Raw genomic sequence first — 13,760 nt, 5'->3', positions numbered from 1 at the left:
TACTAGACCAGCACGCAGAATCGGCGACGGCGCGCGCGTCCGCCGCCGCGGGGGAGGGATCATTTGGCCAGGGGACGACAAACCGACGAAAGGCGGGCCGACGAAAGGCGGGCAGGAGCCGAAGCGACCGAGCAGGTCGTCAGCGAGAGCCGGACGGACCGCCTCAGGATCCGCGCCGCCTGGATGTATTTCGTCGAGCAGATGACGCAGAACGAGATCGCCGACGTGCTTGGGGTCGGCCGTGTCACCATCGTGCGCATGCTGGCGGAGGCGCGGTCGCGCAACGAGGTCAAGATCACCATCGAGAGCGAGCTTCTGGAGATCGTGCGGCTGGAACGCGCGCTCGAAAAGACCTTCGGCCTGCAGCAGGCGCTGGTGGCGCCGCTGACAGCGGCCAATGCCGACCCGATCCCGGCAATCGCCGCCAAGACCGGCATGTTCCTGTCCGATGCGATGAAGTCCGGCATGCAGGTTGGCGTCGGCTGGGGCAATACGCTGTTCCACACCTTGCCGTTCATCAGCGCCAAATCGCTGACCGATTTCAAGGTGATTTCGCTGCTTGGCGGCGTCGGCATCGCACGCCGGACCAACCCGGCCGAGTTCGCCTGGCGCTTCGCCCAAATCTTCCAGGGCGACGGCTATCTGATGCCGACGCCGGCCGTCGTCGACAGCGTCGAGACCAAGATCGCGCTGGTCGAACGTTGCGGTCTGCAGGAGGTTTTTGAAATGGCCGACGCGCTCGATGCCGTTCTGCTGAGTGTTGGCGGCATCGCTTCAGCCACCACCTTCTCGCGCGGCGGCTTCCTCAGGGAAGCGGACCGGGAGGCGCTGCTGGCGCGCGGCGCCGTCGGCGACCTCCTGTTCCATTTCTACGACCGCAATGGCGATCTGGTCGACCATCCCGTCAACAACCATGTGATGTCGGTGAACGTCGACCGGCTGCGCAAGGCGCCGATCCGCATTCTGACCTCCGGCGGCGCGGAAAAGACCGATGCGCTGCTCGGCGCCATGAACCTGATTGTGCCGACAATCCTGATCACCGACGAGGAAAGCGCAAGACGGATGCTGGAAGCGGTCAGCGAAAGCTGAACGAATTCGTGGTGTAATCCGGCCGGGCCTTGTGTTCGTCGAAAACAGCGGCAAGGTCAGGCGTGCCGGCCAGTATTCCACCCAGCACCAGCGCCGTTGCGATTCCGACACCATTGCCGCCTGCAACATCGTGTTCGACACTGTCGCCGACGCAGATCACGCTGCCGTGCTCTGGTTCGCCGGCCAGTGCGAGTGCCGCCTCGAAGATCGCCGGATAGGGCTTGCCGATGCGGGTGACACCGCCGCCCAGGGTTTCGTAGAGATCGGCGATCTCGCCGGCGCCGAAGCGAGGCCCGACCGCCGTCAGCATGATCTTGTCGGGATTGGTGCAGAAGCACGGTACTTGCCGCGCCGCCGCCGGGGCGAGCAGCCGGCGATAGTGGTCGAGGTCGTGGCGGTCCCCCTCGCTGGCCGAAATCAGCACCAGATCGGCGTCTTCGCCAGCCTCCGCCAGCCCGAAGGGCAGGCCTTCGATCGCGCTGCGGTCGCCGTCGCGGCTGATCAGCAGGCACCTCGTGCCGGACCGCAAGGCTCCGATCGCCGCCATCTCGTGGAAACGTCGCCACGCCACCTCGCCGGAGGACACGAAATGGTCCCAACTGCCGGCCTCGAAGCCAAGCTTCAGCAGGCGTGCCTCGTTGGGCCGGGCGCGCTTGCCGGAATTGGAGATCAGCACCACGGTCTTGCCGGCGCGCTTCAGCGTGGACAGTGCCGCCACCGCGCCGGGATAGGGAGCCTGCCCGTCATGCAGCACGCCAAACTGGTCGAGCAGGAAGACCTGATAGCGTTCCGCCAGCGGCCCGATGCCGTCGAGACGTTCGAGCTTTCTCGTATTCATAGAAGCCCTGCCTCGCTTGCGCCTTTCAGCGCCAGCCGCGCCGTACCCGCGGCGGCCTCGTCCGACAATGCCGGCAGGAACGCGACGCCGAGCTTGCGCTGCCGGATCGCGCTCCATACCGGGTTAGCGGCGCCGCCACCGACGCTGCGAATGGAGGTCAGGGCCGGCGCGCCAAGTTCGGCCAGCCTGCTGTAACCAAGCGCCTCAATCGCCGCCATGCCCTCGAACATCGCCTTGAGGTAGTCGGCATCGTCAGCGGGCCGTGGGGTGAGACGCGGCGCCAAGGCCGGATCGGCCACGGGAAACCGTTCGCCAGCCGCACCAAGCGGATAGTAGTCGAGGCCGGTCTCGGTCGTGGGGTCGATGATCGCGCTGAGTTCGATGATCCGCGCGAGCGGAAAATGCTGCGCCAGCACCTTGCCGCCGGAATTCGAGGCGCCGCCCGCCAGCCACACATCGCCGAGCCGATGGCTGTAGATGCCGAAGCGCGGCGCCGAGATCGGCCGTTCGGACAGGATCTTGATGGTTAGCGAGGAGCCCAAAGCGGTGACGCCGTCGCCGGCCTCGGTGGCGCCCGTCGCCAGGAAAGAGGCACAGCCGTCCGTAGTGCCGGCAACCACCAGCACATCGCGCGGCAGGCCGAAAAGCTCCGCGGCGGCCGCGGTGAGCGTGCCGGTGACATCGCCCGGTTCGACGACATCAGGCAGCAGGTCCATGCGCATGCCGGCGGTCGCGATCCAGTCTGGCCAGCGGCGGGCCTCGACATCATAGCCGGTCTTGAGCGCATTGTTCTCGTCGCTGACGCCGAAGCGTCCGGACAGGTTGCCGGCGATCCAGTCGGCCTGGTGCAGCACGGCCGCTATGCCGGGCTGATGCTGGAACCGCAAGGCTTTGGCGAGGCCGGAAGTCGCTCCGTGGGCGGCGCTCGCTGCCGGCGCCTCACGGGCGACCATGGCCAGGATGTCGGCGTCATCGACCTTGTCGTTGTACATCAGTGGCTCGGCCAGCGGCCGCCCATCGATGTCGACCGGCAGCAGCGTGCCCGACGTGCCGTCGACGGCGACGGCCCGGATCGCGGCGCGGTCAATGCCCGAAAGCAGATCCGCCAGCGCCGCCTGGACCGCTTGCCACCAAGTCCGGGGGTCACGGGGGTTCTGGCCAAATCTGTCGAGTGGCACCGCGGATTGGCCGGCGATGGAAAAATCCTGACGCATGGCGACGGCCCGGGCGCCGGAGGTGCCGATGTCGATGCCGACGACAAGTGGCGTCATGTCGTCCGTCCCCTGTTAGGCCGTGCTGGCGGCGTTTAGCTTCTGGCGATACTGCTCGGCGTCCCAGTTGACCAGCTCGTCATTCTCGGCGGCGGTGAGATAGTTCAGCCGCGCCTTGCCATCGACGCGCGCGGTCACGTCGGCGAGGCAACGCTGCATGGCGTCGGCACCGGCGCTGGCGTCGCCGCGCATCAGCACGCCGGCGCGGGGAAACAGGATTGCCACGGGCGCCGCGCCGACCCGCGCGATGACGCCGGCCACGTCCTCGCCCGGTTTCGCAACGACCGAGCCCTGGCCGAGGAAGATGACATGGTCCGGATAGAGGCTGCCGGCTTCGGCCATCTCCAGGCTTTCCGCATCGAGCGCGACCGCGTGCGCTTCGACATCCGCCGGCAATCGGTAGTCGCCGGCCAGCGCCGTCAAGGCGGCGATATCAGGTGCTGCGGTCGTGCGCGGCTGCCGCGCCAGCAGCGACCGGACGCGATGCAGCAAGGCTTCCGCCGCGGCGACGGTTTCGGCGGCGACCACCAGCCCGTGATTGCCAAGGATGAGCACGTCGACCCCCGGCCGCAATTTCTCGGCAATGCCGCGGGCGAGCGGTAGGCCTGGCCGGAAATAGGGCACCCAGGCCCATTCGATGTCGCCCAGCCGCCTGGCGACCTCGGCCTCGCCATCGGCTTGGACGGCAAGCGAAATCGTGTCGACGCAGTGGACATGCAGAACCACGCGTTGCGGCATCAAGGCATGCACCGTGGTCTCGATCGACGGGCGCAGGCCACGCGGATTGAGGTCTTCGATGGCGAAGGCCTGTGGTTTGTCGGCGGCTGGATCACGCTGCTCGACGGCCTTGAGCAGCGGTGCCATCGCCACCGGCACCATGATGTCGTCGCTGAGGGCATCCTTCAGCCAGGTTCCCGAGGCCTTGATCCACAGCGTGTCGCCGGCCTTGAACGAGGTGTTGCCGCCCGCCGCCTGTGTCATATGCGGGTTCAGTCCGATGCTGGCCGAAAGCGCCCGCAAGGCGGCCAGTTCCTGTGCATCAGCTTGGGTTGCCATGGCCCTTTTCTCCAGCGCTCGCACAGAATCCCGTCGTCGGGACCGGTGTTGGCGATGGTATCGCAGATGTGAGTGATCTGCGTCAATGCTGATCTACTATCGTCAAATCAGCTTGCAATCCGACTAATGTTGAGTAAGTTACACCAATTGCCACGAAAATGCGTCAGGGAGGAAGGTTGAACGACCTCGGCCGCCAGCGTCAGATCATCGAATTGCTGCGGGACCGCCCGTTCGCCTCCGTGCGCGAGTTGCAGGAGCGGCTCGGTGTCTCGGCGGCAACGGTCAGGCGCGATATCGACCGAATCGATGAGGCCGGTGAAGCCCGCAAGGTCTATGGCGGTATCTCGGCACTCGACGGCGCTTCGCATGCGGGCGTCGCCTATGCCCGACCCTATGACGAGAACCGTGACCTTGCCGTCGAGGCCAAGCGGCAGATCGCGGCGGTCGCCGCGACCATGGTACGCGATGGCGATGCCGTCATCGTCCATGGCGGCTCGACCTGCTTTCATCTCGGCGTCAAGCTCGCCGACCGCAACATCCGGCTCTACACCAACTCGATGCCGCTCGCGGCCTATCTCAGCGATCATGGCCATTGCAGCCTGACGGTTGCCGGCGGCGACCTGCACCGCGAGCCAGGCATCATCCATTCGCTGACCCAGGCAACGCCGTTCTATGCCTCGAAATTCTTTCTCGGCACGCAAGGCCTCAACCAGGAAGGGCTGCTGGAATCGCATCCGCTGCTGGTGCGCTCCATCGTCGACCTCAGCCTCTGCGCCGATCAGATCGTGGTGCTGGCCGATAGCCGCAAACTGTCGATCCACGCCCGCAATGTCGCGCTGCCCCTGTCGCGCATCGGCACGCTGGTCACCGATGACGGGCTCTCCGATGCCGATGCGCGCATGCTGGAGGATGCCGGCGTCATGGTGCGGATTGCTTCAACCTCGGGAGCCCTCGCGTGAACGTGGCGGTGCTCGACTTCGGCAAGACCAATTCGAAGCTGTTCGTCTTCGGCCAGGACGGACGCATCCTCGACGAGCGCCGCACGCAGCCGAAATGGACGCGACAAGGCGGTTTCAGCGTACTCGACGATGCCGCCCTCCATGGCTGGGCGTTCGGTGCCGTCACCGACGCGGTCGAGAGCCACGGTGTGGAAGGAGTGATGGTGTCGGGCCATGGCTGCACCTTCGCCCTTGTCGACGACGAGGCGCTGACCCATCCGATCCTCGACTACGAGCAGGAGCCGCCGGCCGAAATCGCGGCGCGGATCGACCGCCGTATCCCGGATTTCGCCGAGACGTTCTCTCCCCGCCTGCCGCTCGGCTTCAACTATGGCCGTCACATGCTGTGGCTGCAGGAAGTCGATCCCAACACGTTCGCGGCGGCGAAATGGTTCCTCGGCTATCCCCAGTACTGGAGCTGGCGTCTCGGCGGCCTGCCGGTCTGCGAAGTGTCCTATCTCGGTTGCCATTCGCATTTGTGGGCGCCGCGCGAACGTGATTTTTCCTCGCTGGTCGACGCCGAAGGCTGGCGCGGCCAGATGCCGGCTTTCGAACGCGCCGGCGCCGTCATCGGCGAGCAGCGCTTCGGCAGTACCGGGCGATCGATCGCTATCCACAACGGCGTCCACGACTCCAATGCTGCGCTGTACGCCTATCGACGGCAAGGGCTTGGACCGCTGACCGTCGTGTCGACCGGCACCTGGGTCGTCGTACTCAATCCCGACTGTCCGCTCGAAGCGCTCGACCGCGACCGCGACATGCTGGTCAATGTCGATGTCGACGGCGGTCCGGTGCCGACCATCCGTTTCATGGGCGGGCGCGAATTCGCCGTCATCAGCGGCGGCTGGCAAGGCGCGATCCCGCATGGCCCGATACAGCAGGCGATCGATGCCAGCCTCATGGCGCTGCCGAGCTTCGCTCCGGGCGGGCCGATGCCGGATCGCCCTGGCCGGCTGGTCGGGCGCACGCCCGATGCCGGTGAACGCGCGGCGGTGGCGCTGCTTTACGTGGCGCTGATGATCGATCTCTGCCTCGACCTCAGCCATTCCGATAATATCGTCATCGTCGATGGCGGACTGAACACTGGCGGCCTGCTCGCCGGGCTGCTGGCGCAGCTGCGTCCCGGTCAGGCCTTCCTGCAAGGTGCCTCGCTGGAAGGCAGCGCCACGGGCGCCGCGGCGCTCGCCTTCGGGAGCGTGGGCCGAGACTTCGCTGCCGAGCCGCCGGAGCCGGTGCAGGCGACACAATTCGGCGGCCTCGCCGGCTATCGCGACACCTGGCGCGATCGCGTTGCCGGGCATGATAGCGCCGCCAAGACGGCAGCGGGTGCGCGATGAGCGCGGCAGTCCGGACGCTAGCGGCGCGCCAGCCGGTGCTGCAGATGCGCCACATCTCCAAGACCTTTGGCGCGATACGCGCCCTGCAGGACGTCTCGCTCAGCGTCCACGCAGGCGAACTGCACGCGCTGATGGGCGAGAACGGCGCCGGCAAGTCGACGCTGATGAAGGTGCTGTCCGGCGCCTATCGGCCGGATCCCGGCGGTGAGATCCTGATCGATGGCGCGCCCGCCGCGACCGGCGATCCGATCAAGGCGCGCGCCGCCGGCATCGCGGTGATCTACCAGGAACTGTCACTGGCGCCGAATCTGACGGTGGCGCAGAACATTTTCCTCGGCAACGAGCCGCGCCGGTTCGGCGTCGTCGACCGCGACCAGTGCAACCGGCGCGCCGCCGAGATCGTCGGCCGGCTCGGTGTCTCCTTCTCGGCGCGTGCCCTGGTTTCCAGCCTGTCGCTCGGCGAGCGCCAGCTGGTCGAGATCGCCCGGGCGCTGTCGACCAATGCGCGCATCATCGTCATGGACGAGCCGACCACGTCGCTGACCTCGCGCGAGACCGACCGCCTGTTCGAGGTGATCGCGACGCTGAAAGCGCAAGGGATTGCGATCATCTACATCAGCCACCGCATGGAGGAGGTCTACCAACTCGCCGACCGCGTCAGTGTGCTGCGCGACAGCGGCTATGTCGGCACGCTCGATCGCGCCGACCTCAACGCGTCGCGCCTGGTCTCGATGATGGTCGGCCGCGATCTCTCCGCCTTCTACAAGAAGGATCATCGCCCGCCGGACGAGAAACGCGCCGTCGCGCTCTCGGTGCGCGGCATGTCCGACGGGCGTCTGCTGAAGAACTGTTCGTTCGACCTCCATCACGGTGAGGTGCTGGCACTGGCAGGCCTCGTCGGCTCGGGCCGCACCGAGCTTGCCAGGCTGATCTTTGGCGCCGACAAGCGCAGCGCCGGCACGATGGAACTCGACGGCAAGCCGGTGACCATCGGCTCGCCGCGCGAGGCGCTCGACGCCGGCATCGCCTATCTCACCGAGGACCGCAAGGAACTCGGCCTGTTCCTCGACATGTCGATTTCGGACAACATCAGCATGGGCGTGCTGGCCAGGGATGCGCGAGCCGGCGGCTTTCGCGATTTCACCGCCGCCGACAGGAGAGCGGCAAAGGCCATTGCCGACCTGTCCATCCGCACCGGCTCGGCACAGGCCAATGCCGGCTCGCTGTCGGGCGGCAACCAGCAGAAGGTGCTGCTCGCGCGCCTCTTGGAGACCGAGCCGAAGGTCGTCATCCTCGACGAGCCGACCCGCGGCGTCGATGTCGGCGCCAAGTCGGAAATCTACCGGCTGATCGACAATCTCGCCAACAAGGGCATCGCCATCCTGATGATCTCCAGCGAATTGCCCGAGGTGATCGGCGTCGCCGACCGCGTGCTGGTGATGCGCGATGGCGCGATCGCTGGCGAGGTGACGGCATCCGAAGGCGAGCCGCTTCGCCAGGAAGCGATCATGGAACTTGCGACGGGAGCGTCTCAGCGATGACAGACAGGACGACCGGGACGAAGAGCGTGGATCAGGCGGCGGTCAGAAGCCGGCGGCTGCGCACCGCGCTTGCGGCGCTTGGCATGCTGCCGGTGCTGGTGCTGCTTGCCGCCGGCTTCCAGTTCATCAATCCGCGCTTTCTGACCGGCACCAACCTGCTCATCGTCACGCAACAATCGTCGATCAACATCGTGCTTGCCGCCGGCATGACCTTCGTCATCCTGACCGGCGGCATCGACCTGTCGGTCGGCTCCATTCTCGCCGCCTCGGCGATGGTGGCGGTGCTGGTGTCGCTGGTGCCGGACTGGGGCCTGCTCGGCGTGCCGGCGGCCATCCTGGTCGGTTTCGGTTTCGGGCTCATCAACGGGCTGCTGGTCGCCTATATCAGGCTGCCGCCGTTCATCGTCACGTTGGGTTCGCTGACCGCCGTGCGCGGCGTTGCCCGCCTGCTCGGGCAGGACACGACGGTGTTCAACTCCGACCTGCCGTTCGACTTCATCGGCAACGGTTCGGTGCTCGGCATCCCCTGGCTGGTCATCATCGCGCTATCGGTGGTGGTGCTGTCCTGGCTGGTGCTGAAGCGCACCGTGCTCGGCACCTGGATCTACGCCGTCGGCGGCAATGCCGAGGCAGCCAGACTGACCGGTATCAAGGTGCCGCTGGTGCTGCTCTTCGTCTACGGCGTTTCCGGCCTGCTCGCCGGTCTCGGCGGCGCGATGTCGGCGGCCCGGCTCTACGCCGCCAACGGCTTACAACTCGGGCAGAGCTATGAACTCGACGCCATCGCCGCCGTCATCCTCGGCGGCACCAGCTTCGTCGGCGGCGTCGGGTCGATCTGGGGCACGCTGATCGGCGGTCTGATCATCGCGGTGCTGTCCAACGGGCTCATCTTGGCCGGTGTCTCTGATATCTGGCAGTACATCATCAAGGGATTGGTCATCATCGTGGCGGTCGCCCTCGACCGCTACCGGCTCCAAGCAGGGGCGAGAACGTGAGTGACCTGGTCGCCGGCACTAAAGACCGGCTTGTAACGCACCGTGAGAGGCGCGGGGCATCAGGAGGAAGTAAGCGTAATGAAGACCATCGCCAAACTGCTCTGCGGCGCCGCCCTCGCGGCCGTCGCCATCGTGCCGGCATCGGCCAAGGACCTCAACAAGGTCGGCATCTCGGTCGGCCTGCTCGGCAACCCCTTCTTCGTCGCCACCATCAAGGGCATCGAGGATGCGGCCAGGAAGATCAATCCGAAGGTCGAGGTGACGTCGGTGTCGGCCGACTATGACCTCAACAAGCAGGTCTCGCAGGTCGATTCCTTCATCGCCGCCGGCGTCGACGTGATCATGCTCAACGCGGTCGACGCCAAGGCAATCGCTCCCGCGGTGAAGAAGGCGCAGGCCGCCGGCATCGTCGTCGCCGCATTCGACGTTTCGGCACCGGGCGCCGACGTCACTGTGATGACCAACAACGTCAAGGCCGGCGAGGAAGCCTGCCAATACCTGGTCGACCACACCGGCGGTAAGGGCGACTACGTCATCCTCAACGGACCGGCGTCTTCGTCGATCCTGGAGCGGGTGAAGGGCTGCAAGAACGTGCTTGCCCAGCATCCCGACATCAAGATCCTGTCCGACGACCAGAATGCCGAAGGCTCGCGTGACGGCGGCCTGAAAGTGTTCCAGTCGCTGCTCACTCGTTTTGACAAGATCGACGCGGTATTCGCCATCAACGATCCGACGGCGATCGGCGCCGAACTCGCCGCCAAGCAGCTCAACCGTTCCGAGTTCGTCTTCACGGCAGTCGATGGCGCACCCGATATCGAGAAGGAACTGGCGTCCGGCAAATCGATGATCAAGGCCTCGGCCTCGCAGGATCCCTATGTGATGGCCGGCCAATCGCTGACCATGGCGGCCGATCTGCTGGCCGGCAAGAAGCCCGCTGAGCCGACGGTGCTACTTGACCCGAAGCTGATCACTGCCGAGAACCTGAAGGATTACAAGGGCTGGACCGCGGCCCGCTAAGCCTCCCACGGCTGGTGCGGCCGGGGCGATCCCGGCCGCACCCATTCTCATCCCATCTCAATGCCGGAGACGATCATGTCGCGCATCGGAATCCATTCCTTCGTCTGGTCGGCAAGCTCGGCGCAGGGCGAGCTCGAACGCACGCTGGCCAATACCAAGAAGGCCGGGTTCGACCTGATCGAATTCTCCTATCTCGACCCCGCCAATGTCGATATCGGCGCGCTTGCCAAACGCATCGCCGCTCTTGATCTCGGCGTCGCGATCAGCATTGGATTGCCTGGAGATGGCGATATTTCGAGTGCCGACAAGGCGATCGCCGCGCGCGGCGTCGAGATCCTCAACGACACCATCGCGCTGACGCGCGATCTTGGCGGCCGCAAGGTCGCCGGCATTCTTTCGACCAGCCATGGGCTGCAGGTCGAGGCGCCGACACGCGATCAATGGAACCGCAGCGCGGCAACGCTGGCACAGGTCGCCGAGACGGCGAAGGCCGCCGGCGTGACGCTCAACCTCGAAATCGTCAATCGCTTCGAGAGCAACCTGCTCAACACCGCCGCGCAGGGCCTCGCCTTCATCGAGGACACCGGGTCGGACAACATCTTCCTGCATCTCGACACTTTCCACATGAACATCGAGGAGGCCGATGTCGGTCTCGCCATCCGCCACGCGGCGGCCAAGATCGGCTATGTCCATATAGGCGAGAGCCATCGCGGCTTCCTCGGCACCGGCAACATCGACTTCGCCGGAATATTCGATGCGCTGACCGCCATCGGCTACGCCGACGACCTCAGCTTCGAATCCTTCTCCTCGGAGATCGTCGACGAAAACCTGTCGAAGAAGACCGCCATCTGGCGCAATCTGTGGACCGACAATATGGCCCTCGCCAAGCACGCGCGCGCCTTCATCGGCCTCGGGCTGGAGACGGCGCAACGCAGGGCGGAGTTGGTCTCGGCACGGCACAAGCCATAGCACTCCAAGTCGGCGCGGGCAGCGGGCGGGTCATGCCCGGATGCGCGGCCGCACCTGTTTCGCATGGCACGGCATTGCTCCCGTCATGTGCATCGGCTATCCGACCGCGAACACACGAAGCAAACGGAGCCCGACATGACGAACAAAACCATCTTCAAATTCGGCGCGGTCGAGCACGCGGAAGCCGGCGATCTGCCTGGCTGGATCGTGGTCGAGGGCCAGCCGACCATGCAGACCGCCGTCCAGCACACGACAGAAGACGGCAAGGTGATATCCGGAACCTGGCGGGCGTCGCCCGGCACCTATCATGCGACCTACACAGACTATGAGTTCGTGCACATGATCGCCGGCCGCATCATCATCACGCCCGACGGCGGCACGCCGGTCGAAGTTGGCCCAGGCGACGCCTTCGTGGTGGAAGCCGATTTCAAGGGCACCTGGAAGATCATCGAGCCGGTGACCAAGCATTTTGTCGTCCGGGTCGGCTGAGCCGGCCTGATCGCATCCGAAGCGTGAAAAATCCCGCCATGGTTCGCCATGGCGGGTGAGCACGGCCAGCTTTGCGCACATTGCGGCATAGCTACGCGCCCCCCGCCACTTCGCTCTACCTGCTCCGTCATCGAACGGGTTTGCTCCCCGCATGCATCTCCGCACCTGAGGTCTCTGCCGCTTCCGGTTGTGGAACATTCAGCCGGCGCCGGCGTTCTTACCTCACGCTGTCTTTCAGAGATGCAATGCAGTCGCGCGCGACTGGCTTTGGAGGCACTACCATGGCCCGCAACCCACAAAGCACCGCAAGTATAGCCGGCCATCCGATCCATCCCATGCTGATCCCGTTCCCGATCGCTTTCTTCGTCGCCACCTTCGTTTGCGACCTGATCTTCTGGCGAACGGGCAATCCGGGATGGGTCACCGGTAGTCTTTGGTTGCTCGGGGCGGGTTTGATAATGGCCGCCTTGGCAGCTCTTGCCGGGCTGACCGATGTCTTGGGCGATGTTCAAATCCGCAATCTGCGTGACGCGTGGCTCCACGCTGGCGGCAATGTGGTCGTCGTCCTGATCGAACTCTACAATTGGTATTCGCGCTATGCCCATGGCGAGGCGGCGGTGATGCCCACCGGCCTTGTCCTCTCGCTGATCGTGGTTCTCATCCTTCTGTTCACGGGTTGGAAGGGATGGGAAATGGTCTACCGTCATCGCGTCGGTGTCGCCGATGGCTCAGACGAAGTGCGCTGACTCTGCGCGGACTATCCTTCGGGGCTGGCAGGTGCCCTTGAGCACGACAGGGGCCGTCCGGCCTAGTCGATAGAGCCGCACGAGGGGGCGGCTATAGGCAACGGGTCGCCCATTGCCGGAACATGCCCAGGGCCTATATCCCCTAGCAAATTTGTGATCGGCCCGACCCGGAATTGTCCGCCCCACTAGTGGTGTTCCGCTACGGTCGTGCCTTCCGCAGCCAGAGGATGCCCATATGAAAAGGTTCAATCCCACGATCAGGCTGACGGCCATGACGGTCTTGATGGGTTTTTATCAAGGCGTGGCAATGGCGCAGATGCCGGCGCAGCAGCCGGATGCAAAATCATTCAAGCTTGGCAAGCTCGACATCGTTGCACTGCACGACGCCCAGTTCGTCAAACCCAACGATGGCAAGACCTTCGGCCTCGATCACAGCCCCGCGGAAGTCGGCGAACTGCTCAAGGCGGCGGGGGCGCCGACCGATACCATCACGCTGAGCGTCGACGCCCTGCTGGTCAAATCGAAGACCAGTGTCGTGCTGATCGACACCGGTGTCGGCGGCGCGCTGCAGGACAGCCTGACCAAGGCCGGTGTCAAACCCGGTGACGTCAACGAGATATTGATCACCCATTCTCATCCCGATCACATCGGCGGCCTGGTCAAGGATGGCAAACCGGCTTTTCCCAATGCCACCATAAGGATGTCGGACGTGGAGTGGGATTTTGCCAAGTCCAACAAGGATGCGGCCGATATCGTCAGTGTCATCGCCGACCATGTGAAAGCATTCAAGGCCGGCGTCCAAATTGCGCCTGGCATCACGTCGGTAGCGCTCAAGGGCCATACACCTGGCCATGTCGGCTACCAGATCAAATCCGGAAAAGAACGGCTGTTCGATATTGGTGACACGGTGCACAGCTCAATCATCTCGCTCGCCAAGCCGGACTGGGCCTTGGCCTTCGACAGCGACAAGCCGGAAGCGGAGCAGAACAGGGCCAAGACCCTGACGACGCTGGCCGAGGACCACGAGATGATCTTCGCACCACACTTCCCGTTCCCGGGTGTCGGACAGATCGAGAAGGACGGCGACCACTTCAAATGGGTGCCAAGCGACAAGCCTCGGTAGGAATTGCTTCAGGCAATGGAGATGCCAGCCGCTTGAACCTGAGTGGTGATCCCGACAGGAATCGAACCTGTGACCTACAGATTAGGAATCTGCCGCTCTATCCTACTGAGCTACGGGACCACGCGGCCCGACACATAGCCGCTTCGGATCGTTTCGCCAAGAGGGCCGGCCGAACGCAATTCGGCCGGCGTTTTTACTGACCGGCCTCAAGCGGCTAGAGTCTTTCATGTTTTGACGGAAGCGTATCCGGCGTTTTCGAAGTAGTTCTTGCATTCGGCTGCCTCGATGGTT

General features: G+C 64.9%; 13 protein-coding genes and 1 tRNA gene. 10 read left to right on the top strand and 4 right to left on the bottom strand.

Going from position 1 to position 13,760, the window contains the following annotated elements:
* Positions 1–63 precede the first annotated feature (63 nt).
* Positions 64–1,089, top strand: a complete 1,026-nt coding sequence (locus FJ960_RS07320; RefSeq protein ID WP_140503392.1) for a sugar-binding transcriptional regulator — start codon at positions 64–66, stop codon at positions 1,087–1,089.
* Here FJ960_RS07320 and FJ960_RS07315 read toward each other — a convergent pair.
* The 3 genes from FJ960_RS07315 to FJ960_RS07305 are packed head-to-tail and all read right to left on the bottom strand — an operon-like array spanning position 1,076 to position 4,254.
* A complete protein-coding gene (locus FJ960_RS07315; protein WP_140712846.1) occupies positions 1,076–1,927 on the bottom strand; it encodes a TIGR01459 family HAD-type hydrolase in 852 nt (283 codons plus the stop codon). The two genes, FJ960_RS07320 and FJ960_RS07315, sit on opposite strands and share 14 nt — an antisense overlap.
* Entirely contained in the window at positions 1,924–3,198 is a 1,275-nt protein-coding gene (locus FJ960_RS07310; protein WP_140712844.1) for an FGGY-family carbohydrate kinase, read from the bottom strand. The genes FJ960_RS07315 and FJ960_RS07310 overlap by 4 nt, the downstream gene beginning before the upstream one ends.
* Positions 3,199–3,213: 15 nt before the next feature.
* Positions 3,214–4,254 (bottom strand): class II aldolase/adducin family protein, encoded by a 1,041-nt coding sequence (locus FJ960_RS07305; RefSeq protein WP_140712842.1) that lies wholly within the window; start codon positions 4,252–4,254, stop codon positions 3,214–3,216.
* 176 nt (positions 4,255–4,430) lie between these two features.
* On the opposite strand from FJ960_RS07305, the gene FJ960_RS07300 reads away from it, so the two are divergent.
* The 9 genes from FJ960_RS07300 to FJ960_RS07260 all read left to right on the top strand — a co-directional run bounded on the left by FJ960_RS07300 (position 4,431) and on the right by FJ960_RS07260 (position 13,469).
* Positions 4,431–5,213, top strand: a complete 783-nt coding sequence (locus FJ960_RS07300) for a DeoR/GlpR family DNA-binding transcription regulator (protein WP_140503385.1) — start codon at positions 4,431–4,433, stop codon at positions 5,211–5,213.
* Entirely contained in the window at positions 5,210–6,589 is a 1,380-nt protein-coding gene (locus tag FJ960_RS07295) for a carbohydrate kinase (protein WP_140712840.1), read from the top strand. Before FJ960_RS07300 ends, FJ960_RS07295 begins: the two co-directional genes overlap by 4 nt.
* Positions 6,586–8,130: a sugar ABC transporter ATP-binding protein gene (locus FJ960_RS07290; protein WP_140712838.1), complete on the top strand. Its 1,545-nt coding sequence runs from the start codon at positions 6,586–6,588 to the stop codon at positions 8,128–8,130. Before FJ960_RS07295 ends, FJ960_RS07290 begins: the two co-directional genes overlap by 4 nt.
* Positions 8,127–9,125: a ribose ABC transporter permease gene (locus tag FJ960_RS07285; RefSeq protein ID WP_140503380.1), complete on the top strand. Its 999-nt coding sequence runs from the start codon at positions 8,127–8,129 to the stop codon at positions 9,123–9,125. Before FJ960_RS07290 ends, FJ960_RS07285 begins: the two co-directional genes overlap by 4 nt.
* 78 nt (positions 9,126–9,203) lie before the next feature.
* Entirely contained in the window at positions 9,204–10,142 is a 939-nt protein-coding gene (locus FJ960_RS07280) for an ABC transporter substrate-binding protein (RefSeq protein ID WP_140503378.1), read from the top strand.
* Between the two features lie 75 nt (positions 10,143–10,217).
* The gene (locus FJ960_RS07275) at positions 10,218–11,111 is read left to right on the top strand and encodes a sugar phosphate isomerase/epimerase (RefSeq protein WP_140712836.1); all 894 of its coding nucleotides are present in this window, start codon (positions 10,218–10,220) and stop codon (positions 11,109–11,111) included.
* Between the two features lie 135 nt (positions 11,112–11,246).
* On the top strand, positions 11,247–11,600 hold the full coding sequence (locus FJ960_RS07270; protein WP_027143543.1) for a cupin domain-containing protein: 354 nt from the start codon (positions 11,247–11,249) through the stop codon (positions 11,598–11,600).
* A 281-nt stretch (positions 11,601–11,881) separates the two neighbouring features.
* Complete coding sequence (locus tag FJ960_RS07265) at positions 11,882–12,346, top strand: DUF2231 domain-containing protein (protein WP_140713238.1); 465 nt, start codon at positions 11,882–11,884, stop codon at positions 12,344–12,346.
* Between the two features lie 235 nt (positions 12,347–12,581).
* Positions 12,582–13,469, top strand: coding sequence for an MBL fold metallo-hydrolase (locus tag FJ960_RS07260; RefSeq protein ID WP_140712834.1), 888 nt, complete (start codon positions 12,582–12,584; stop codon positions 13,467–13,469).
* Positions 13,470–13,512: 43 nt separating this feature from the next.
* On the opposite strand, the gene FJ960_RS07255 is transcribed toward FJ960_RS07260, so the two are convergent.
* A tRNA-Arg gene (locus FJ960_RS07255) sits at positions 13,513–13,589 on the bottom strand.
* Between the last annotated feature and the right edge of the window lie 171 nt (positions 13,590–13,760).

This window comes from Mesorhizobium sp. B2-3-11, assembly GCF_006442215.1.
GTDB lineage: Bacteria > Pseudomonadota > Alphaproteobacteria > Rhizobiales > Rhizobiaceae > Mesorhizobium > Mesorhizobium salmacidum.
Note: the sequence above shows the minus strand (reverse complement) of the source record. Positions and strands in the feature narration are given on the sequence as shown.